At 33.2% G+C, this 21,865-nt stretch carries 21 protein-coding genes; 10 read left to right on the forward strand and 11 right to left on the reverse strand.

Translation table 11 applies throughout. The features are described 5' to 3' along the window. Positions 1-218: 218 nt before the first annotated feature. The 9 genes from ilvA to ilvD are packed head-to-tail and all read right to left on the reverse strand — an operon-like array spanning position 219 to position 11,006. On the reverse strand, positions 219-1,484 hold the full coding sequence (ilvA, locus tag ACO6VN_RS13915) for a threonine ammonia-lyase IlvA (RefSeq protein WP_017001165.1): 1,266 nt from the start codon (positions 1,482-1,484) through the stop codon (positions 219-221). A 15-nt stretch (positions 1,485-1,499) separates the two neighbouring features. Further along, complete coding sequence (gene leuD / locus ACO6VN_RS13920) at positions 1,500-2,069, reverse strand: 3-isopropylmalate dehydratase small subunit (RefSeq protein ID WP_017001164.1); 570 nt, start codon at positions 2,067-2,069, stop codon at positions 1,500-1,502. Continuing rightward, positions 2,070-3,443, reverse strand: a complete 1,374-nt coding sequence (gene leuC, locus ACO6VN_RS13925) for a 3-isopropylmalate dehydratase large subunit (protein ID WP_194200065.1) — start codon at positions 3,441-3,443, stop codon at positions 2,070-2,072. A 14-nt stretch (positions 3,444-3,457) separates the two neighbouring features. Beyond that, a complete protein-coding gene (leuB, locus tag ACO6VN_RS13930; RefSeq protein WP_422404798.1) occupies positions 3,458-4,498 on the reverse strand; it encodes a 3-isopropylmalate dehydrogenase in 1,041 nt (346 codons plus the stop codon). Next, positions 4,495-6,027 (reverse strand): 2-isopropylmalate synthase, encoded by a 1,533-nt coding sequence (locus ACO6VN_RS13935; protein WP_017001161.1) that lies wholly within the window; start codon positions 6,025-6,027, stop codon positions 4,495-4,497. The genes leuB and ACO6VN_RS13935 overlap by 4 nt, the downstream gene beginning before the upstream one ends. 28 nt (positions 6,028-6,055) lie before the next feature. Continuing rightward, positions 6,056-7,087 (reverse strand): ketol-acid reductoisomerase, encoded by a 1,032-nt coding sequence (gene ilvC, locus ACO6VN_RS13940; RefSeq protein ID WP_257504811.1) that lies wholly within the window; start codon positions 7,085-7,087, stop codon positions 6,056-6,058. Positions 7,088-7,098: 11 nt separating this feature from the next. Beyond that, positions 7,099-7,572 (reverse strand): acetolactate synthase small subunit, encoded by a 474-nt coding sequence (gene ilvN, locus ACO6VN_RS13945; protein ID WP_017001159.1) that lies wholly within the window; start codon positions 7,570-7,572, stop codon positions 7,099-7,101. Next, positions 7,572-9,305 carry a biosynthetic-type acetolactate synthase large subunit gene (gene ilvB / locus ACO6VN_RS13950; RefSeq protein ID WP_064204916.1) on the reverse strand — a complete coding sequence of 578 codons (1,734 nt, stop codon included), beginning with the start codon at positions 9,303-9,305 and terminating at the stop codon, positions 7,572-7,574. Before ilvB ends, ilvN begins: the two co-directional genes overlap by 1 nt. Positions 9,306-9,317: 12 nt before the next feature. Next, positions 9,318-11,006 carry a dihydroxy-acid dehydratase gene (gene ilvD / locus ACO6VN_RS13955; RefSeq protein ID WP_017001158.1) on the reverse strand — a complete coding sequence of 563 codons (1,689 nt, stop codon included), beginning with the start codon at positions 11,004-11,006 and terminating at the stop codon, positions 9,318-9,320. 445 nt (positions 11,007-11,451) lie between these two features. On the opposite strand from ilvD, the gene tsaE reads away from it, so the two are divergent. The 4 genes from tsaE to tsaD are packed head-to-tail and all read left to right on the forward strand — an operon-like array spanning position 11,452 to position 14,008. Beyond that, positions 11,452-11,913, forward strand: a complete 462-nt coding sequence (tsaE, locus tag ACO6VN_RS13960; protein WP_017001157.1) for a tRNA (adenosine(37)-N6)-threonylcarbamoyltransferase complex ATPase subunit type 1 TsaE — start codon at positions 11,452-11,454, stop codon at positions 11,911-11,913. Beyond that, positions 11,894-12,559 (forward strand): tRNA (adenosine(37)-N6)-threonylcarbamoyltransferase complex dimerization subunit type 1 TsaB, encoded by a 666-nt coding sequence (tsaB, locus tag ACO6VN_RS13965; RefSeq protein WP_218708867.1) that lies wholly within the window; start codon positions 11,894-11,896, stop codon positions 12,557-12,559. Before tsaE ends, tsaB begins: the two co-directional genes overlap by 20 nt. 11 nt (positions 12,560-12,570) lie before the next feature. Next, positions 12,571-12,999 carry a ribosomal protein S18-alanine N-acetyltransferase gene (gene rimI / locus ACO6VN_RS13970; protein WP_369917454.1) on the forward strand — a complete coding sequence of 143 codons (429 nt, stop codon included), beginning with the start codon at positions 12,571-12,573 and terminating at the stop codon, positions 12,997-12,999. Then, entirely contained in the window at positions 12,992-14,008 is a 1,017-nt protein-coding gene (gene tsaD / locus ACO6VN_RS13975) for a tRNA (adenosine(37)-N6)-threonylcarbamoyltransferase complex transferase subunit TsaD (RefSeq protein ID WP_422404799.1), read from the forward strand. Before rimI ends, tsaD begins: the two co-directional genes overlap by 8 nt. A gap of 178 nt (positions 14,009-14,186) precedes the next feature. Here tsaD and ACO6VN_RS13980 read toward each other — a convergent pair whose 3' ends face one another. Together ACO6VN_RS13980 and ACO6VN_RS13985 are read right to left on the reverse strand one after the other, a co-directional pair. Then, the gene (locus ACO6VN_RS13980) at positions 14,187-14,339 is read right to left on the reverse strand and encodes a hypothetical protein (RefSeq protein ID WP_017001154.1); all 153 of its coding nucleotides are present in this window, start codon (positions 14,337-14,339) and stop codon (positions 14,187-14,189) included. 474 nt (positions 14,340-14,813) lie between these two features. Continuing rightward, the gene (locus ACO6VN_RS13985; protein ID WP_422404800.1) at positions 14,814-16,736 is read right to left on the reverse strand and encodes an ABC-F family ATP-binding cassette domain-containing protein; all 1,923 of its coding nucleotides are present in this window, start codon (positions 16,734-16,736) and stop codon (positions 14,814-14,816) included. 162 nt (positions 16,737-16,898) lie between these two features. Here ACO6VN_RS13985 and ACO6VN_RS13990 point away from each other — a divergent pair, with 162 nt between their 5' ends. From ACO6VN_RS13990 to ACO6VN_RS14015, 6 genes are all read left to right on the forward strand, one after another. Further along, the gene (locus ACO6VN_RS13990; protein ID WP_026023746.1) at positions 16,899-17,531 is read left to right on the forward strand and encodes a redox-sensing transcriptional repressor Rex; all 633 of its coding nucleotides are present in this window, start codon (positions 16,899-16,901) and stop codon (positions 17,529-17,531) included. Between the two features lie 12 nt (positions 17,532-17,543). After that, positions 17,544-17,768 carry a twin-arginine translocase TatA/TatE family subunit gene (locus ACO6VN_RS13995; protein ID WP_239724895.1) on the forward strand — a complete coding sequence of 75 codons (225 nt, stop codon included), beginning with the start codon at positions 17,544-17,546 and terminating at the stop codon, positions 17,766-17,768. 72 nt (positions 17,769-17,840) lie between these two features. Further along, positions 17,841-18,620, forward strand: a complete 780-nt coding sequence (tatC, locus tag ACO6VN_RS14000) for a twin-arginine translocase subunit TatC (protein WP_422404801.1) — start codon at positions 17,841-17,843, stop codon at positions 18,618-18,620. Positions 18,621-19,367: 747 nt separating this feature from the next. Beyond that, complete coding sequence (locus tag ACO6VN_RS14005) at positions 19,368-20,435, forward strand: YeeE/YedE family protein (RefSeq protein ID WP_017001228.1); 1,068 nt, start codon at positions 19,368-19,370, stop codon at positions 20,433-20,435. Positions 20,436-20,452: 17 nt separating this feature from the next. Beyond that, positions 20,453-20,677: a sulfurtransferase TusA family protein gene (locus ACO6VN_RS14010; RefSeq protein WP_017001229.1), complete on the forward strand. Its 225-nt coding sequence runs from the start codon at positions 20,453-20,455 to the stop codon at positions 20,675-20,677. Between the two features lie 171 nt (positions 20,678-20,848). Next, positions 20,849-21,796, forward strand: a complete 948-nt coding sequence (locus ACO6VN_RS14015; RefSeq protein WP_216683558.1) for a LacI family DNA-binding transcriptional regulator — start codon at positions 20,849-20,851, stop codon at positions 21,794-21,796. The last annotated feature ends 69 nt before the right edge of the window (positions 21,797-21,865 follow it).

Here is a 21,865-nt window from a genome sequence, read left to right on the forward strand (position 1 = left end):
AAGTTAAGCTCTTTAGCGCCGATGGTAGTTGGGCTTACGTTCCGCGAGAGTAGGACGTTGCCGGGCAAATATTTATAAAATGGATGCGATGAGCCGCACTCGAGACCTGTTAGGTCTCTTTTTTTTGGTTTAATTTAAATAGTATATTCTTTTACACATAAAAAGCACCCTCTAAACTTTTAAGCTTATTATCGCTTATTTTAGAGGGTGTATTTGTATTATATGAGTAATGAGTAAAGCATCTTATTTTGATTAATATAAATGTATTTAGGGTCAAATTCACTAACATTTTTATAAAGCTGATCAAGATCATTATGGTCTTTTAATTGTATACCGATAATAACGGTACCTGTATTTTGACTCGATTTCTTTAAGTACTCGAATTTAGTAATATCATCATTCGGTCCTAAAACATCATTAACAAATTCTCTTAAAGCACCAGGTCTTTGAGGGAAATTAACAATAAAGTAATGTTTCATATCTTCAAATAGTAATGAACGTTCTTCTATTTCCTTCATTCTATTAATATCATTGTTGCCACCACTGACGATACATACTACATTTTTACCTTTAATTTCATTTTTGTAATGGTTTAATGCCGATACACTTAAAGCACCTGCAGGCTCAGCTATAATAGCTAATTTCGAATACATATCTAAGATTGTGCTACACACTTCACCTTCATCGATTGCGACAAAATTATCTACAACGTTTTTAGCGATATCAAATGTTAATTCGCCAACTTTACCTACTGAAGCGCCATCTACGAATTTATCTATATCTGTAAGTGCTACAACTTTATTAGCTTTCACAGATTGTGCCATACTGCTAGCACCTAATGGCTCAACACCAATTAATTGTGTAGAAGGGCTCTTATCTTTTAAATAAGTACCAACTCCAGAGATAAGGCCACCGCCTCCAACTGCTGCAAAACAATAATCAAAATTTATATTTTCTTCAGAAGAAAAGTCTAGAATTTCTTTTGCTATAGTACCTTGTCCTGCAATCGTATTTAAATTATTAAATGGATCAATAAACGATAAATTAAATTTATTTGTGTACTCTAGTGCGTGTTTTAGACAATCATCGAATGTATCACCAATTAATTCAATTTGTACAAATTCTCCTCCGTGGAATTTAACTTGATTTATCTTTTGTGACGGTGTAGTCACAGGCATGAAAATTACAGCTTTAATACCTAAATATTTAGCTGTAAATGCGACACCTTGTGCATGATTGCCTGCGCTTGCGCAACTTACACCATTAGCACGTTGTTCATCAGTTAGTTGATTAATCGCGTAATACGCGCCTCGTAATTTAAAAGATCTTACCCATTGCATATCTTCACGTTTTAGATATACATTACAATCAAATTTTTGAGATAAGTATAAGTCTTTTTCAAGTGGTGTTTGTTTGACGGTATCTTTAAGTTTTAAAAATGCATCTTCGATATCATCGGTACTTAATCGAGTTTTTAAGGTCATTCTATCACTCCTATATTAGTTGTGCGTTTTTTCATATTCATTAATTTGGTCTTCATATGTTAATGTAATTGCAATATCATCTAGTCCATTAACGAGTTTATTTTTCCATGTTGCATCAATATCGAAGTGATATTTAGCTTCTGGTGTTATAATTTCTTGATTTGGTAAATCTATTGTAATTTCACTATGTTGAGCAATTGATTCTCTATCTGTTTTATTTTCAATAGCAATAGGAAGCATACCGTTTTTAGTACAGTTCATGTAAAAGATATCACTAAAGCTACCAGCTATTATAATAAGAAAACCAAAGTCTTTTAAAGCCCATGCAGCGTGTTCTCTTGATGAACCACAACCGAAGTTATCTCCAGAAATTAAAATAGATGCGCCTTTATATTCAGGTTTATTTAAATTGAATTCTGGATTTTCTGAGCCATCTGAAAGGTAGCGCCATTCATCGAATAAAAATGGTCCGAATCCTGTTTTAGAAATACGTTTTAAAAATGCTTTAGGAATAATTTGATCTGTATCAATATTATTATTTAATAGAGGTACAGTTTTACCATTAAATATATTAATAGGTTCCATTTAAATGACCACCTTTCTTGTATCTACAAATCTACCATTAATTGCAGCAGCTGCAGCCATAGCAGGGGATACTAGATGAGTTCTAGCTCCTTTACCTTGTCTTCCTTCAAAGTTACGGTTACTTGTAGATGCACAGTGTACTCCATCAGGTACTTGGTCTGGGTTCATACCTAGACACATTGAACATCCAGGTTCTCTCCAATCAAAACCAGCGTCTTTAAATATTTTGTCTAAACCTAAAGCCTCGGCTTGAAGTTTAACACTTCTTGAACCAGGGACAACAATAGCTGTTATATTAGAGTGGACGGTATGACCATCTACGATTTTACTTGCTTCGATTAAGTCTGAAAGTCTAGCATTTGTACATGAACCTAAAAATACATATCCTAAAGGAATATCTCTTGCTGTTTGACCTGGTTCAAGTCCCATATAGTTATAAGCTCTTTCATCATTTAAATCATTTATTTCAGGGAAAGGAGTACTAAAGCTTACACCCATCTCAGGACTAGTTCCCCAAGTCACTTGTGGTTCTAAATCGGTCACATCTACATTGATAATTTTATCGTAAGTAGCATCTTCGTCCGAATAGAGTTCTTTCCATTCTTCTACTTTTTCTTCAAAGTTTTCAGGTTGGTATTCACGACCTTTAACATATTCAAAAGTTGTTTCATCTGGTTTCATCATACCGTATTTTGCGCCAGCTTCAATTGCCATATTACAAATGGTCATGCGTTCATCCATCGTCATATTTTCAATTGCTTCTCCAGCGAATTCTAATGCGTAACCAGTTCCAAAATCTACACCATGTTGATTGATTAAATAAAGAATAAGGTCTTTGGCATAAACACCATTAGGTAAACTTCCATCTACTTGTATTTTTAAGTTTTTAGGTTTAGTTTGCCATAGAGTTTGTGTTGCAAAAACATGTTCTACTTCACTTGTGCCAATACCAAAAGCTATAGCACCAAATGCGCCATGTGTAGCTGTATGAGAATCGCCACATACAATTGTTTTTCCTGGTTGTGTTAAACCTGTTTCAGGTCCAACCATGTGCACAATACCTTGTTCATCTGAACCCATATCAAATAACTTTACATCGAAAGCCTCACAGTTTTTTTGCAAAGCTTGAATTTGTTTATTAGCTATCTCATCTCTAATATTGAATATATCAACTGTCGGTACATTGTGATCTAACGTAGCAAATGTACGATCAGGTCGTCGGACTTTCCTATTTTGCAATCTTAAGCCTTCAAAAGCTTGAGGAGAAGTGACTTCATGTATTAGGTGTAAGTCGATATATAATAATTGTGGTTCACCTTCTTTACCGGCTATTATATGTCGATTCCATACTTTATCAAATAATGTTTGACTCATGTCGTTTCCTCCTTTTAAATTGATTTTTTAATAGTTTCGAAGACTTCAGATGTGCTAGATTGTCCACCTAAATCTTTTGTTGAAATACCTTCTTTTATTGTTTTAAATACGATATCTTCTAAATGTTGAGCACATTCTGGTTGATTTAAACTTTCACGTATTAACATTGCTAAAGATAATAACATGCCACTTGGATTTGCTATATCTTTTCCAGCGATATCAGGAGCTGAACCATGAATAGGTTCATATAAACTAGGGCCGTCTTCTCCAAAGCTAGCTGAAGGTGATAATCCTAATGAGCCTGGGATAACCGATGCTTCATCGCTTAAAATATCTCCAAATAAGTTTTCAGTTACAATTACATCGAATTGTCTTGGATTTGTTATAAGATGCATGCTGCAAGCATCTACGAGTAAATGATTTAAAGTTACATCAGGATATTGTTTTGAAACTGTTTCTAATGTTTGTCTCCATAATTTTGAAGAACTTAATACATTTTCTTTATCTACTGATGTTACAATTTTATTTCTATGTTGAGCTAGTTTAAAAGCAACATGTGCTATTCGTGTTATTTCATCAACTGAATAAGCTAGAGTATCTACAGCTTTATTTTCATCGAAATATTTTGGTTCGCCAAAATATAAACCGCCTGTTAATTCTCTAACGATGATAAAATCTGTATTTTTTACTAATGATTCTTTAAGTGGAGAAAGGTGTGCAGTTGATTCAGTAACAATTGTAGGCCTAATATTAGCAAAAAGTTTAAGTGCTTTTCTGATACCTAATAGTCCATGTTCAGGTCTGTTTTTAGGATCTGTCCATTTAGGTCCTCCAACAGCACCTAACAAAATAGCATCACTGTTTTTACATGCTTCTAATGTATCAGGAGGTAAAGGTTCGCCATGTTTATCTATGGCGATACCTCCAAAATCTTTTGATACTACTTCATATTCAAAATTAAATTTCTTTGACAGGATTTCTAAAATTTCTAAACTACCTGTTAAAATCTCTGGGCCTATACCATCACCGGGTAGGGCAGTGATTTTGTATGTCATGACTTCACGCCTTCTTTCAATGTAGTTTCACTATGTTTCGCATGCGCTTCAACATAAGCTTTGCATGAAGCATATAAAATATCGTAATCAATACCGATACCTGTATATGTTTCATCTTCAAATTCAACTTGTACATGAACTTCAGCTTGAGCGTCCGTTCCTTCAGTAATTGATTCAATTCTATATTGTTGAAGAGTAGGTGAATAATCAAAAATTCTATCTATGGCATTATAAATTGAAATGATAGAACCAGATCCAATCGATGAATCTTGATAAGTTTTACCTTCTTTATCTTCAATAACGACGACTGCGCTTTGCAGGCCGTTAGATACGAATTGCAGTTGAAGAGCATTAACTTTATAATACGCATTTTCTTCATGTTCACTACCGCGTAAAATAGCGTGTATATCACGATCAGTTACTTGTTTTTTCTTATCTGCAATAGATTTAAACTGTTTAAATACTTCGACTTGTTCGTCTGGTGTTAAGTCGTAGCCTAGTTCTATTAGTTTTTCACTGAAAGCATGTTTACCGGATAATTTACCTAGAGGTAATGAATTTTTTACAACACCGACGAGTTGTGGTGTCATAATTTCATATGTTTCTGGATTTTTCAAAATGCCATCTTGATGAATACCTGATTCATGGCTAAATGCATTTTGTCCAACAATGGCTTTATTTCTAGGAACTTGAAAGCCTGAATAACGACTGACCATGTCACTTGTATTTTTTGTTTCTTCTAAATTAATATTAGTAGAAAGGTTGTAATGGTCTTTTCTTACATACAATGCAAGTGCAATTTCTTCGAGTGCAGTATTACCAGCACGCTCTCCGATACCATTTATTGCACCTTCAACTCTACGAGCGCCATTTTCAAAAGCAGCAAGGCCGTTTGCTACGGCCATGCCTAGGTCATCGTGACAATGAGAGCTATAAATCACTTCATGGTCACTTTCAACTGATTCAATAATTGTCTTAAAGAGTTGACCATATTCTAAAGGATACGAATAACCTACAGTATCTGGAATATTGATTATATTAGCACCAGCATCAACAGCAGTTTGAATTGCTTTTATTAAAAATGGTAAAGGTGTTCTTGTAGCATCTTCAGGTGAAAACTGTACGTTTTCGAATAATGTTTTAGCATATGTGATATTCTCTTTAATCGATGCTAATACTTCATCTTCAGTCATTTTTAATTTGAATTCTAAATGGATAGGGCTAGTTGCTAAAAATACATGAACTTGTCTATGTTGAGCTAACTTTGTAGATTCATGTACAGCATCAATATCTGATTTTTTACATCTAGCTAAACCACATACAGCTGTTGTTGTTAATGCTTGTGAAATACTTTCCACTGATTTAAAACTACCTTCACTAGAAGCGGGGAATCCTGCTTCGATAACATCTACTCCCCATTTTTCTAGTTGTTTAGCAATTTTGAGACGTTCTTCGAATGAAAAGTTTACTCCAGGTGTTTGTTCTCCGTCTCTTAAAGTTGTATCGAATATTTGAATATGATCTGGCATAATTATCCTCTCCTTAAGTTACTATGATTTATTTGGACTGAATGCTTTTAGCTTTAACAAATGGCATCATGTCACGTAAATCTCTACCAACTGATTCAATTTGATGACCTTGTTGTTCTTTACGCATTCTTAAGAACTCTTTAAAGCCATTTTCATTATCTTTAATGAAGCTATCACTGAATGCTCCTGATTGAATATCTTTTAATACTGCTTTCATGTTGTCTTTAACATCTGGTGTAATAACGCGTTCTCCTGAAACATAGTCACCGTACTCAGCAGTATTTGAAATAGAGTAACGCATGTTTTCCATTCCGCCTTCATACATTAAATCAACGATTAATTTCATTTCGTGTAATACTTCGAAATAAGCAATTTCTGGTTGATATCCAGCTTCTACTAGTGTTTCAAATCCTGATTGGATTAACTTAGTAACACCGCCACATAATACAGCTTGTTCACCAAACAGGTCTGTTTCAGTTTCTTCTTCAAATGAAGTACCAATTACACCAGCACGAGTTGCTCCAATTCCTTTTGCATAGCTAAGCGCTAATTGAGTTGCTTTACCTGAAGCATCTTGGTACACAGCATATAAAGCTGGTACTGCGCTGCCTTCTGTAAATGTACGTCTTACAAGATGGCCTGGTCCTTTAGGTGCTACTAGGAACACATCAACATTTTCAGGTGGTTGAATGACTTTGAAATGAATGTTAAATCCATGGGCAAATACTAATGCATTATTTGCTTCTAAATTAGGTTCAATTTCTTCTTTATATACTTGTCCTTGGATTTCATCTGGTAATAGAATCATTACAACGTCAGATTGTTTAACTGCTTCGTTAACTGGATATACTTCAAAGCCATCTTCTTTAGCTTGATCGAATGATTTACCTGGACGAATACCGATAACTACATCATATCCGTTATCTTTTAAGTTTTGTGCATGTGCATGTCCTTGAGAACCATACCCAACTACTGCAATTTTTTTACCTTGTAATGCGTCTTCTGTTACCGAGTTGTCATAAAATACTTTAGTCATAATAAAATGCCTCCAATAGTTAATTTGTTTTGTTTTTATAGTAATCCTGCAGAACCTGTTCGTGACACTTGTGTCACTGGATATATATCTAAATCATCCAATAGATTTTCTATTGTTTGATGGGTTCCAAAAGCTTGTAAATAGATGTGTTCTTCAACATCTTTTAAAATTGTGAGCTGTTCTTTATAAGGTTCGATCACTGATTCGAATTCTTGATAATTGCTAGGATGACCGAGCTTTATAAGAATCAACTCACGATTAAATAAATTTGTTTCTGTAATATCTAAAGCTGAAATTACGTTCACTTGTTTTTCTAATTGTTTAATGATCGTTTCGATACTACTTTCATCTGAAACATCGACGATAAATGTAATGTTAGTAATGCCTTCAGTTTCAGTTGGCGTTGCTGAAAGAGTAACAATGTTGTACTGTCTCCTTACAAAAATACTTGTAAGCCGGTTGAGTGTGCCCGCTCTATCGAGCACTAATGTCTTAATTGTTCTTTTCATTATTCCACGCCCTCCATCTTATAATTTGGTTGTCCACTTGGAACCATTGGTAGTACTGGTTCAGAAGGGGATATTCTAATTTCGATAAGAGCAGGGCCTTTATGTGCAAATGCTTCATCAAGTGTTGATTCTAATTTCTCATTTGAATCAATCATGAAACTTTTAACGCCATAACTTTCTGAAAGCTTCATGAAATCAGGTTGTCCAGAAAATACTGAATGTGAGAAACGTTGACTGTAAAATTTATCTTGCCACTGTTTTACCATCCCTAGTGTTCCATTATTGATAAGAACAATTTTAATATCGTTATCAAATTCGTTAAGAATAGCCATCTCTTGATTAGTCATTTGGAATCCACCGTCACCAACAAAGGCAACAACTGTCTTATCAGGATATGCAAATTTCGCACCCATTGCAGCTGGAATTCCGAATCCCATTGTTCCAAGACCACCACTTGTAATGATTTGTCCATGTGTTTTAAACGGATAATATTGAGCGACCCACATTTGGTGTTGACCTACATCTGTAGAAACTAATGCATCACCGTCAGTGATTTTACCAATATACTCGATTGCTTGTTGTGGTTTAACAAAGTCATCTGTAGGTGTATCGTATCTGAATGGGTAAGTCGCTTTATTTGATAGACAATGTTCGTACCATTCGTTATGAATTAATTCATGAGCATCATATTCTAACAATGCTTCTAGAGTGAGCTTTGCATCGGCAATAACACCTAAATCAGTAGGTATAATTTTATTGATTTCACTTGGATCGATATCGACATGAATAACTTTAGCGTCTTGAGCAAACTCATCAGGTTTACTTGCTAATCTATCGTCAAATCTACTGCCAAAGTTAATCAACAAATCACATTCTGTAAGTGCCATATTACTTGCGTAAGAACCATGCATGCCGCCCATACCTAAGAATAATGGGTCAGAGTAGGGAATTGACCCTAATCCTAATAAAGTATTCACTACTGGAATTTTAAATTTGTTAGCAAATTCAGTGAGTTCTTTAGAAGCTTCTGCATGATTCACACCAGCTCCAGCTAAAATAATTGGTCTTTTAGCTACACTCATCATTTGAATGATTTGCTCAATTTCTTTATCTTCAGGATTTAAATTAAGCTGATAACCTGGTAAATCTAAATCTCTTGGTTCAACTTCAACTGTTTCTAATACGCCGATATCTTTAGGAAAATCGATTACAACTGGTCCCTTGCGACCAGTAGAAGCAATATGAAAAGCTTCGTCTATAATCTTTGGAATATCTTTTACATCTGTTACTTGATAGTTATGTTTTGTAATTGGTGTTGTCATAGAAAGTAAATCCGCTTCTTGGAAAGCATCTTTACCAATACCTGGTCTATGCACTTGTCCAGTAATAACGATCAAAGGGATAGAGTCACTCATTGCATCTGCAATACCTGTGATTGTATTTGTAGCACCAGGTCCACTTGTTACAACAACCACGCCTGGTTTACCAGTAACTCTTGCATATCCTTCCGCGGCATGAACAGCACCTTGTTCATGCCTAGTTAAAATGTGAGGAACTTTACCATCATAAAAAGCATCATATAATGGAAGAACAGCGCCTCCAGGATAACCAAAGATATAATCAACTTTTTGATCAATAAATGATTGTACGAGTAATTCTGCTCCTGTGTAAGTTATTGTTTTTTCCTTAGTTGCTTCATCGGGTTCATTATAAGATTTAGTAGTTAGTGCCATGATAATCACTCCTTAAATTAATTCATCTGGTACTTTCATAATGCCACCTGTATTTGCACTTGTAACAAGGGCAGTATATCTAGCTAAATAGCCAGTTTTTACTTTTGCTTTAAATGGTTTGATATTTTGTTTTCTTTCGTGTAATTCAGCGTCAGAAACATTAACATCTAATTTACGATTAACTAAATCAATTACGATTTCGTCTCCATCGTTAATTAATCCAATAGGGCCACCAGCAGCAGCTTCAGGTGAAATGTGTCCGACAGCAACACCTCTTGTTGCACCAGAGAATCTTCCGTCGGTAATAAGTGCAACATCTTTACCTAAACCTCTACCTACGATGGATGAAGTAGGGGCTAACATTTCTGGCATTCCTGGTCCACCTTTAGGACCTTCATATCTAATAACAACTACGTGACCTTCACGTACTGTATGATTATCAATTGCTTCAACCGCTTCATCATGTGAGTCGAAGCAAATCGCTTTACCGACGAATTTACTAATAGATGGATCAACTCCGCCGACTTTAATAGCTGCACCATCTGGAGCGATATTTCCAAATAATATTGATAAACCTCCAGTTTTTGAAAATGCGTTTTCTTTTTTATGGATAACATCGAGGTTTTTAATTTCTCTATTCTCGTTGTTTTCTCTTAATGTTTTACTAGTTACGGTAATTCTATCTGGATGTAATACATTATCCATAGTCAGCAATTCACCAATGATTGCTGGAACACCACCAGCTTCATGTACATCATGCATTGAGTAAGATGAGCTTGGGGCAATCTTAGATAAGTACGGTGTACGTTTAGCAATTTCGTTTACTCTGTTTAAATCGTAATCAATTCCTGCTTCATTTGCTAAAGCTAATGTGTGTAGAACTGTGTTAGTAGAACCACCCATTGCCATATCTAAAGCAAATGCGTCATCGATAGCATCTTTTGTTACGATATCTTTTGGTTTAATATCATTTTTAACTAAATCCATTAACTTGAATGCAGCATCTCGAATTAATTCTTTTCTTTGTTCACCAACTGCAATTGCTGTTCCGTTATAAGGTAGAGCTAAACCTAGCACTTCCATTAAACAGTTCATTGAGTTAGCAGTAAACATACCTGCACAAGAACCACAAGTAGGACAAGCGTTTTGTTCCATATCCAAGAATTCTTCTTTACTCATTGATCCATCTTTAAATGCACCAACTGCTTCGAACATTGAAGATAGGTTTAATGCTTTTCCTGTTGAAGATAAACCTGCTTTCATCGGTCCACCTGAACAGAAAATAGCTGGTACGTTTGTTCTAACTGATGCTAGTAACATTCCTGGTGTGATTTTGTCACAGTTTGGCATGTAGAATACGCCGTCAAACCAGTGAGCGTTAATAACTGTTTCTGCTGCATCTGCAATAACTTCTCTACTTGGTAATGAGTAGCGCATGCCAATATGTCCCATTGCAATGCCATCGTCTACACCAATCGTATTAAATTCGAATGGAATACCACCTGCTTCTCTGATTGCTTCTTTAGCAACATCAGCTAACTCTCTTAGATGAACATGTCCTGGGACAATGTCGATGTAAGAGTTACAGATAGCAATAAACGGTTTGTTCATATCTGTTGGGTCTTTAATTTGTCCTGTTGCATGTAATAAGCTTCTTGCAGGTGCTTGTTGGTCACCTTTTTTGATCATGTCACTTCTCATATTTACACTCCTCTAGAAAATAAAAAAACAGCCTCCCAATATAATGGGACGCTGTTTACGAGTCCCATTCAAGTAGAAATAGGACTTAAACCATACAGTAAATTGCAAGTTACTGTTGTTCGAGTCCTACTGAGCGTAATAAAATTACTATTAAGCTATATTCAGTTGTCGGTTTATGTGCCGTCATATAGAATTTCATTACAACTCGTCCTTTCTTCTTAAATGAGAATCTTTATTTTTCGATATATTTTGAATAATTAAAAAATTTATGTACTAAATTTAACCCATATTTCGGGACATGTCAACAGAAGATTTGGATTTTTCTAAATATTTAGACAATGTAAGCGCTTTAGCGATAAAAAACCATTCATTACCCAATTTTTTAATTATTTGTTATAATAATTCAGTTAGTTTAACTTAGTAAAATTAAAGGTAGGTGTTACATTTGTATATTGAAGTTCAAACATTAGATCAAACTAAAAATATTGCAGAAAAATTAGCAAAGCATGTATCGAAAAATGATGTCATTTTGCTTAATGGTGATTTAGGGGCAGGTAAAACGACATTTAGCCAATTTTTTGGTAAAGCTTTAGGCGTTAAGCGAAATATTAATTCACCTACCTTTAATATAATTAAATCATACAAAGGAAAATTGCCTTTTCATCATATGGATTGTTATAGATTAGAAGATAGCGATGAAGATTTAGGTTTTGATGAGTATTTTAATGGTGATGGTGTTACATTAATCGAATGGAGTACATTCATTGAAGATTATCTACCTGAAGAGAGATTAGAAATTAATATTAAGAGATTAGATGAGCATACAAGAACGTTTGAAATTGTTTCAAAAGGTGAACACTATAAACAATTGAAGGAGTTGTTAAATAATGACGACATTACTGATTGATACTTCCAATCAACCATTAGCCGTTGCAATTATGAATGAAAACCAAATATTACTTAATCATCAATCAAATATAAAAAAGAATCACTCGTTACAATTGATGCCAGTAATTGAGAATATGTTAAAAGAAGCCAATATTGTACCTAAAGATTTAACTGAAATTGTAGTAGCAAATGGACCAGGTTCTTATACGGGATTAAGGATTGGTATCACTACAGCTAAAACTTTAGCATATGCACTTAATATACCAGTTTATGAAGTGTCTTCTTTAAAAGCCTTGGCACATACAACTGATATAAAAGAAACGCTAATCGTCCCTATATTTGATGCAAGACGTAATCATGTCTTTACTGGTGTATATAAGTATGAAGATAATGTATTAACAAATGTAATGGAAGATACGTACATCTCTATAGAAGCACTTAAAGAATACTTGGAGTCATTAAACAAAACATATATATATGTAGGGAAAGATGCTGAGAAGCTCCAAGATCAATTAGCAGGTGAAATAAAATCTTATTTACCAGATGCTTCTAGAATGTATGATATTAAAGAAGAACCTGTTAAAAATGTACACGAACTAAAACCACGATATTTAAAATTATCAGAGGCGGAACAAAATTGGAAAAACAATCAGACAACACGTTAGAAATTAGAAAAATGTCAATGGAAGATGTCCCTCAAGTTTATGAAATAGAAAAGCAGAGTTTCACTAATAGTTCGTGGTCGATGGAAGCTTTTTATCATGAATTAGAGAAGAATGAATTTGCTCATTATTTTGTAGTATCGCTAGGTGAAGAAATTATTGCTTATTGTGGTTTGTGGCTCGTGATAGATCAAGCACAAATTACGACGATTTCAGTAAGTAGAAATTATAGAAATAGCGGAGTCGGTCAATTGTTATTAGAATACGTAATGAATTTTGCGAGTTCAACATGCACAACAATGAGTTTAGAAGTAAGAATTGAAAATGATGTAGCAAGACATGTATATGAAAAAGCAGGGTTTACTTATGGTGGCGTCAGAAAAAATTATTATGGCGACGGAGAGGATGCAAAAGTAATGTGGGTGAGTCTAAAAAATGTGTGAATCTATAATATTAAGTATTGAAACAAGTTGTGATGAAACTGCAGCTAGTGTGATTAAAGATGGTAAAGAAATATTAAGTAACGAAGTCGTAACACAGATGATGACACATAAGAAGTTTGGTGGAGTAGTACCTGAAGTAGCGAGTAGACAACATGTAGAAGTGATTACTCGAGTAGTCGATGAAGCTTTGAAAAATGCAGAGATGACTATGGAAGAGATAGATGCCATTGCTGTTACAGAAGGTCCAGGATTAATTGGGGCATTATTGGTAGGTGTAGCGAGTGCTAAAGCTTTAGCATTTAGTTACCAAAAGCCATTAATCCCAGTACACCATATTGCTGGTCACATATACGCTAACAATCTAATTCAGCCTCTACAATTCCCATTAATGGCGCTAATTGTATCAGGTGGTCATACAGAATTAATTTATATAGAAGATCATTTAAACTTTGAAATAATAGGTGAAACAAGAGATGATGCTGTAGGCGAAGCATATGATAAAGTAGCTAGAACAATAGGATTACCTTATCCAGGTGGACCAGAAGTAGATCGATTAGCAGAAATTGGGCAAGATAATTTAAATTTCCCAAGAGTATGGTTAGAAAAAGATAGTTATGATTTTAGTTTTAGTGGTTTGAAAAGTGCTGTTATAAATACACTTCATAACAAACGACAAAAAAATGAAGAAATTATACCAGAAGACGTAGCAACAAGCTTTCAAAATAGTGTTGTAGAAGTTCTTGTAGGTAAAACGATGTCTGCCATTAAAGAATATAAAGTAGACCAGCTAGTCGTGGCAGGAGGAGTTGCCGCAAACAAAGGGCTTAGAAAAGTATTGGCGCAAGAATGTGAAAGAGAACAAATAGAATTAAAAATACCACCTCTAAATCTCTGTACAGATAATGCTGCGATGATTGGTTCAGTAGCTCATTACCTTTATATAAACGGTAAGACAGCGGACATGAAGCTTAATGGAAAAAGTTCATTAGATATAGAAATGATGGATTAGAGTTGTTTTTAAACAATAAATTTTCTATTGGCAAGCTTACATGAACAAAATCGTAAACTATAAAAAATAGGCATATCACTTTTAAACTGAAATAATCAGTTAAGTGATATGCTTATTTTTGTTTCAAATAGGCATGTATATGATAAATCTATTAAATACTATAAGTATTAAGATAATGCTATTGTTTTCGTGAATACTTACCTTCACTATTTGTGTAATCAGTGTAGTCTTGTATTCTTTCCTCATATTCATCTTTAGTTATAATTTTAAGATTTAGTAATTCTTTAGCCTGGGTTGAATAGCGCTCTATATTTTCATTATTTTCTTTCATGAACTACCATCCCTTCTGTTTCATGTCAGACCAATGATTAGTGAAATTAGCCAATTTAATAAAATATATAAATTTTTAAAATTAAAAAGAAATTGGTTACCTGAATTATAAGGCTTTTTAGATTTTAAATCTACTAATATTTTCTATATTATTAAAAAATTATGTTTAAATATATTTTTAATTAATAATCTTTACTTTCTTAGTATGAAGTACATGCTTAATTAATAAAGTCAATACGGAACATTTGTACTTGTGCACAAGTTAAGCACATTTTGTGGATAAACTAGGTATATCTTTTTAAATATTTGTGGATAACTTATTATTAAAAAGAAAGGTTTGTGCAATTTACCTGTGGATAAGTAGGATAACTCTGTGGACTACTAGTAAAACAAGACTTTTTAATGTGAATAAAAATGTGGCTAAATATAAAAAATAAAAGTATTAGAGTGTAAAAATAACTCTAATACTTTTAAATTAATCTAATTGATTTTGTATTTCTTCCCAATTATTCATACTTTCTTCGAGCAGATGTTCTGTATCTATTCTTTGTTTATTAATTTGATTACTCTTTTCAATATCATTAAATACTTCAGGCAAAGTAAGTTGATATTCATAATCTTCTATAAGTGATTCATATTCAGATATATTACTTTCTATTTCTTCAAGTTGTCTTTCTAATTTTCTTTTTTCTTTCTTTTGTTGTTTCTGATTAATATAGAAGTCATCATCATTAGTAGAAGCGGTTTGCTTTTTGTTACTTTGTTCATAGTTTTCGATTGCTTCTCGTTGCTCTAATTTTTCTAAGTAATATTGATAATCTCCCTGGAATAATTCGTTACCATCAGCAGTAATATTAAATATTTTGTTAGCAAGTTCATTAATAAAGTAACGATCATGAGTTACAAATAAGAGTGTACCTTCATAATTTTGTAGAGCTTGTTCTAACATTTCTTTTGAATCAATATCTAAATGGTTTGTAGGCTCATCTAAAATGAGTAAGTTATTTTTTTCTAACATGAGTAGTGCAAGCTGTAATCTAGCTTTTTCTCCACCTGATAAATCATTGATTATTTTTTTAACTTCTTCTTGTGTAAATAAAAAACGCCCAAGAATCGTTCTAATATCTTTTTCTGGCATATGAGAATATTGATTCCAAATATAATCTAAAATCGTTAAATTAGATTTGAATTCAGCTTGTTTTTGATCGTAATAACCGATTTGGACATTGGAACCATAACGTATATCACCAGATAATGATTCTAGTTTTTGGGCAATCGTTTTTATTAATGTGGATTTCCCAATACCATTTGGACCGATTATAGCAATTCGGTCGTGTCTTTTTACCTCTAAATTTATAGGGGGTGTAATGCGATCAGAGTAGCCAATTTCTAAGTTTTTAACAGATAAAACATCTTCACCCGTTGAACGGTTAATTTCAAAAGCTATTTGAGCGCTTTTAGCATCTAGCCTTGGTTTTTCGATTTTTTCCATTCTTTCAAGAACTTTTCTACGACTTTTTGCCATACCACTTGTTGATGCTCTCGTTATATTTTTCTCAACAAATGTTTCTAATTTTCTAATTTCACTTTGCTGTCTTTCATATTCAGCCATTACTTTTTCATAATGGGCATCTCTTTCTTTTAGAAATTTACTGTAATTGCCGATATAACGCTTAACAGAACCGAGTGCCACATCATATACTTGATTAACAATTTTATCTAAGAAATATCTATCATGACTGATGATGACAATAGCACCTTTAAAGTGTATTAAATAATTTTCCAACCATTCTGTAGTTTCCATATCTAAATGGTTTGTAGGTTCATCAAGCAGTAATAAATCAGGTTCGCGTAATAACATTTGAGCCATTGATAACCTTGTTTTTTGACCACCGCTAAATGAATGTATTTCTCTATCAAAATCTTCTTCAGTAAAATTCAAACCTGTTAACACTGTTTTTATTTTACTTTCATATTGATACCCATCTAATAGTTCATATTGATTAGATAAATATTCATATTGTGATAACTGTTCTTTATATTCTTCGCTATCATACTGTTCAGCATGTTCCCTTAACCATTTTGTTAAGTTATTCATTTTCTGTTCTAGCTTTATGATATGTTCGAAAGGTTTTCTCATTTCATTCATAACAGTATCGGAAGAATCTAATGTCATTTGTTGAGTTAAATAACCCATTGAAACATTTTTACCTTTAGAAAAGTTTCCAGAGTCATATGATTCAGTGCCAGCAATAATTTTCATCAATGTGGTTTTTCCAGCACCATTTCTGCCGACGATAGCTATTCTTTCGCCTGTTTTGACTTCAAAATCGACATCTGAAAATATTATGTCGCCGTCAAAAGACTTTTCTAATTTATTTATTTGTAAAAGTATCATATCTACACCTCTCTATTACTTATTATTCTACATGAAAACACTAAAGAAATGTATCTTATTTGCATACAATATTTGTATAGTTATTTCAAGAAAAGTTTGATATAATTAACCCAATAGATGTGAACGCAATCACATTATTTTATAGTAGAAAAGGTGAGGATTTTGGCGAAGAATGATGTGAAGATCCCAAAAGCAACTTTGAAACGATTGCCACTGTACTATCGATTTGTTAGCACTTTGCATAATTCAGGTGTGGACCGTGTGTCTTCAAAAGAACTTAGTGAAGGTCTCAAAATTGATTCAGCGACAATTCGTCGTGATTTTTCATATTTTGGAGAACTAGGCAAAAAAGGATACGGCTATAACATCAGTTATTTATTAAAGTTTTTCAGAACAACTTTAGAGCAAGATGATATGACAAAAGTAGCTATTGTTGGTGTAGGTAACTTAGGTACTGCACTCGTTAACTATAACTTTACGGTTAATGATAGAATGCAAATTGTAGCAGCTTTTGATCAATCTGAAGATGTAGTAGGTAATATGGTAGGTAAATTAACGATTGATAGCATGGACGATTTCGAGAAAGTACTTGAAGAACTTGGTATTGAAGTTGTAATATTGACAGTACCACAACAAGCTGCACAGAAAGTTGCAGATAGAATAACAAAAGCAGGTATTACTGGAATACTGAATTTTACACCTCAAAGAGTAAACGTACCTGAGAAAGTTCAAGTACATCATATAGATTTAGGAATAGAACTACAATCTTTAATCTTCTTTATGAAGAATCAATAGGAGGGTATCAAGATGGAAGCATTAGCGTTTATCAATACTGTCGGCATTTCAGGACCAGTTAGTTTATTATTTATAGGGGTAGTTGCACTGATTATTTTCGGACCGAAGAAATTACCACAATTCGGAAGAGCAATGGGTTCAACTTTGAAAGAATTTAAAGACGCTACAGATGGCATGACAAACTTCGACGATAAGAAAAATAGCGACGAACAAAGTCAGGACAAAGAAGTTAAATAAAGCACGGACATAATGTTCATATAAATGTGGCGGGAATCCTGCCACATCTTTTTTTAGATTGGAGGTAAAGCGGTGAATAAAGACAACTTAACATTTGTCGAACATTTAGAAGAATTGCGTAAACGTATAATGGTAGTTGCTTACTTTCTAATCGGGGGATTAGTAATAGGTTTTTTCTTTGCAAAACCAGTCATTCATTACATTACGAATGATGATTTTACTCAATCATTAGAACTAAATGCTTTCAGAATAACGGACCCTCTTACAATATACATAGCAATGATTGTCGTAATAGCTTTTATAATTGTCTCACCAGTTATCTTATACCAGTTATGGGCTTTCATATCACCAGGATTACATCCAAAAGAACAAAAAGTCACTTTAAGTTATATTCCTTTTAGTTTAGGATTATTTATCATTGGATTATTGTTTTCTTATTTTGTTATTTTCCCTTACTTAATTTCGTTTACAATGGGATTGGCAGACGATATGGGCATTAAACAAACGATAGGCATTAAAGAATATTTTAGTGAGTTGTTTAAATTTACTATACCTTTCGGATTTGTATTTCAACTGCCTATACTGCTATTGTTTTTAACGCGATTAGGTATCGTGACACCGATGTTTTTAAAGAAAAACAGAAAATATGCATACTTCATATTATTAGTCTTAGCTGCTTTAATAGCACCGCCAGACTTTATGACACATATACTATTCACGCTTCCTATGATTGTACTGTATGAAATAAGTATTTTGATATCTAAGGTTGGATATAAGAAATATTTAAAAGCAGAACAAAAACTTATGGAAGAAGAATTAGGTATAGATGAAGATGAAACAGAAAAGAGCTAGGGAAATAAATCCTTAGCTCTTTTTTTGGATTGGATTGATCAAAAAGCAAGAGTTGATATTGTTATTGGATTAAGCGTTATATAAATCCATGTATAGGGACTCTTGTTGGATTTACTATGACTTTAATCCAACTAATTATACTTTTTTTTGGACTTTCTACCTCATTAATCCAAGTAACTACACTCTTATTGGATTTACTCCAACAATAATCCAAGTAATCATGTTTTATTGGATTAACGATGATAATAATCCAATTAACCATACTCTTATTGGATTTTCTACTTCATTAATCCAAGTAATCATGCTTTTATTGGATTTACTTCAACAATAATCCAAGTAATTATACTTTTATTGGATTTTCTACAACAATAATCCAAGTAACTATACTCTTATTGGATTTTCTACTTCATTAATCCAAGTACACATACCTTTATTGGATTAAGTAACAAGTAAACTTACGAATTAACTTTTTCTTCTGCTCAAACCTAAAAGTAAAACACTTTCGAATATCTTCACGAGGAAAATCTAAAGTAATATATGATTTAAGAGTCGCTATAATAGCAATAAACTTAAGAAAAATGGAAGATATAAGAACTATAAAACCAAGTCTGAGACACAATTATGTCCTAGACTTGGTTTTATTTTGTGATGTATAAATTTTGTAATCAAATAGTAACTTGAAAAATTCAGAAATATGATATAATATTATTCCTATCGTTATAATCAGAATAGGAGTTGTTAAATGAAATGATCTGGATGATAATTAGTGGTTTAATTGTTGGTATATTACTTGGCTTCGTTATGCAAAGAACAAGATTTTGTTTAACTGGCGGATTTAGAGATATGTACGTACAGAAAAATAATAAAATGTTTTATGCTTTGTTAATTGCTATTTCAGTTCAAAGTATCGGGTTATTTACTTTAGTAGGTTTAGGCGTATTTAAACTAGAAGCTGCAACATTTCCTCTAGTTGGTACAATAATAGGATCATTTGTATTTGGTATAGGTATTATACTTGCTGGAGGATGTGCAACTGGTACTTGGTATAGAGCTGCTGAAGGGCTTATTGGTAGTTGGATTGCTTTAGTTCTATATGGTGTAACTGCTGCAATTATGAAATCGGGTCCTTTAAATCCATTACAAGAAAATATAAATTCATATACAGTTGTGAATTCAAATATGGCAGAAACATTAAATATTCCAGTATGGATTTTAATAGTATTATTAGTTGGTATTACAGCTTACTTTGTTACAAAGACATTAAAAAAACCAAAAATAGCTATACCTCAATTGAAACAAAAGCATACGGGTATTAGACATATATTATTTGAAAAGAGATATCATCCATTTGCTGCTGCTGTAGTAGTAGGATTAATTGCATTGATTGCATGGCCAATGAGTGCATCAACAGGTAGAATTGGTGGTTTAGGCATTACAACACCATCAGCAAATATCGTTCAATTTTTAGTTACTGGCGACATGTCATTAATTAATTGGGGTGTATTTCTAGTATTAGGAATCTTTGTTGGTTCTTACATTGCAGCTAAAGGTTCAAGAGAATTCAAATGGAGAATGCCGGATACTAAAACGATTCGCAACAGTGTTATTGGTGGAGCTTGCATGGGTGTAGGCGCATCATTAGCAGGTGGTTGTTCTATAGGTAACGGATTGGTATCAACTGCAGCAATGAGCTGGCAAGGTTGGGTGGCATTACCTTCAATGATTGTTGGAGCATGGTTTATGAGTTACTTTATCTTTGTTAAACCTAGAAAAGCAAAACAAACAAAAACACAAGTTTCAACTCAAAGTATATAATTAAGGAGTGTTTATAAATGGTACATGAATTAGGTACAGTAGGAATGGTTTGCCCATTCCCATTAATTGAAGCGCAAAATAAAATGGACGAATTACAAGCAGGTGAACAATTAAAAATAGACTTTGATTGTACACAAGCAACTGAAGCATTACCAAATTGGGCAGCGGACAACGGTTATCCCGTAACTAATTATGAACAAGTCGGCGATGCTTCTTGGACAATAACAGTAGAAAAACAATAATTTTATAAATTGTGTTTGGCTGAGACATTTTTGATGTTTCGGCCTTTTATTTATTTAAAAAATGGTTTTATATAATGAAATGAAAGTTATGTATATCTTATATTTTGGTTATTTATTTTTAGAGTAATGGAAACGGTTTTATGATAGAATGTTTCTTTGAGAGGTGTATTCATGAAGACTATAAAAGATATTGCTAAAATGGCAGGTGTATCTAAAAGTACTGTCTCTAGATACTTAAATGGCGGATCAATTAGCAAAGTAACAAGAGAAAAAATACATAGAGTTGTAGAAGAGACAGGTTATAAACCTAATCAGTTTGCGCAAAGTTTGAAAGCTAAAAGAACAGGTTTAATAGGAGCAATCGTGCCTAGATTAGATTCTTATGCGACAACTGAAACATTAAAAGGCATAGAATCTACATTATTATTACAAGATGTACAAACAATGATTGTAAATACTGATTTATCAAAAGAAAGAGAAATAGAGTCTATTTATACATTGGCCAAAAGAAAAGTAGATGGAATTATATTATTAGCTACACATATTTCAGATGATCATCTCAATGCAATAAATTCAATAGAATGCCCAGTCATTATAGTAGGACAATCTCATGAGCTATTATATTCAATCGTACACGATGATTATCATGCCGGCGAACAAGTAGCGAAGTGGATTATAAAAAACAATTATAAGCATGTCACTTATATAGGTGTTTCTGAATACGATGTCGCAGTAGGTAAGACAAGGAAAGATGGATTATTTGTATCATTAAAAAACAACGGCATTGTACCTAGATTTATTGAAAGTACGTTTAGTATGTCTGATGCACAAGAAGTCGGAAAACATATTGAGGTTCGAGATAATGAAGTTATTGTGGCAGCTACGGACAACATCGCGTTAGGAATTTATCACTCAGTGTTAAACGCTGATTACGATATGCCTAAAATTATTGGCTTTGGTGGTAATAAAATCACAAAAATTATCGCACCTATTATACAAACAGTTTCGTTTAATTATAGAGAAGCGGGTGAAACATCAGTTGAAGTATTACAAAATATTTTAAATGGTGAAGAAGTTAAAAAGCTTAACGTAATAGATACTCACTTTGAAGAGCAGTAAAGAATAAGTTATGATAAAATAACTGAGTAATATAAAATGGAACCGGTTCAAAATTAAAGTAAGGAGAAT

The sequence above is a fragment of the Mammaliicoccus sp. JADD-157 genome (assembly GCF_049310805.1).
Taxonomy (GTDB): domain Bacteria; phylum Bacillota; class Bacilli; order Staphylococcales; family Staphylococcaceae; genus Mammaliicoccus; species Mammaliicoccus lentus.

Bases quoted from the DNA above. Each gene is read 5' to 3' on its own strand.
- leuB (WP_422404798.1), bottom strand. From the start codon at position 4,498: ATGACATACAAAATCACTGCCCTACCCGGTGATGGTATAGGCCCAGAG.
- ilvB (WP_064204916.1), bottom strand. From the start codon at position 9,305: ATGGCACTAACTACTAAATCTTATAATGAACCCGATGAAGCAACTAAG.
- ACO6VN_RS14005 (WP_017001228.1), top strand. From the start codon at position 19,368: ATGATCTGGATGATAATTAGTGGTTTAATTGTTGGTATATTACTTGGC.
- ACO6VN_RS13995 (WP_239724895.1), top strand. From the start codon at position 17,544: ATGGAAGCATTAGCGTTTATCAATACTGTCGGCATTTCAGGACCAGTT.
- tsaD (WP_422404799.1), top strand. From the start codon at position 12,992: ATGTGTGAATCTATAATATTAAGTATTGAAACAAGTTGTGATGAAACT.
- ilvA (WP_017001165.1), bottom strand. From the start codon at position 1,484: ATGACCTTAAAAACTCGATTAAGTACCGATGATATCGAAGATGCATTT.
- ilvN (WP_017001159.1), bottom strand. From the start codon at position 7,572: ATGAAAAGAACAATTAAGACATTAGTGCTCGATAGAGCGGGCACACTC.
- ACO6VN_RS14015 (WP_216683558.1), top strand. From the start codon at position 20,849: ATGAAGACTATAAAAGATATTGCTAAAATGGCAGGTGTATCTAAAAGT.
- tsaB (WP_218708867.1), top strand. From the start codon at position 11,894: ATGACGACATTACTGATTGATACTTCCAATCAACCATTAGCCGTTGCA.
- ilvD (WP_017001158.1), bottom strand. From the start codon at position 11,006: ATGAGAAGTGACATGATCAAAAAAGGTGACCAACAAGCACCTGCAAGA.
- ACO6VN_RS14010 (WP_017001229.1), top strand. From the start codon at position 20,453: ATGGTACATGAATTAGGTACAGTAGGAATGGTTTGCCCATTCCCATTA.
- leuD (WP_017001164.1), bottom strand. From the start codon at position 2,069: ATGGAACCTATTAATATATTTAATGGTAAAACTGTACCTCTATTAAAT.
- ACO6VN_RS13935 (WP_017001161.1), bottom strand. From the start codon at position 6,027: ATGCCAGATCATATTCAAATATTCGATACAACTTTAAGAGACGGAGAA.
- ACO6VN_RS13985 (WP_422404800.1), bottom strand. From the start codon at position 16,736: ATGATACTTTTACAAATAAATAAATTAGAAAAGTCTTTTGACGGCGAC.
- leuC (WP_194200065.1), bottom strand. From the start codon at position 3,443: ATGAGTCAAACATTATTTGATAAAGTATGGAATCGACATATAATAGCC.
- ACO6VN_RS13980 (WP_017001154.1), bottom strand. From the start codon at position 14,339: ATGAAAGAAAATAATGAAAATATAGAGCGCTATTCAACCCAGGCTAAA.
- rimI (WP_369917454.1), top strand. From the start codon at position 12,571: ATGTCAATGGAAGATGTCCCTCAAGTTTATGAAATAGAAAAGCAGAGT.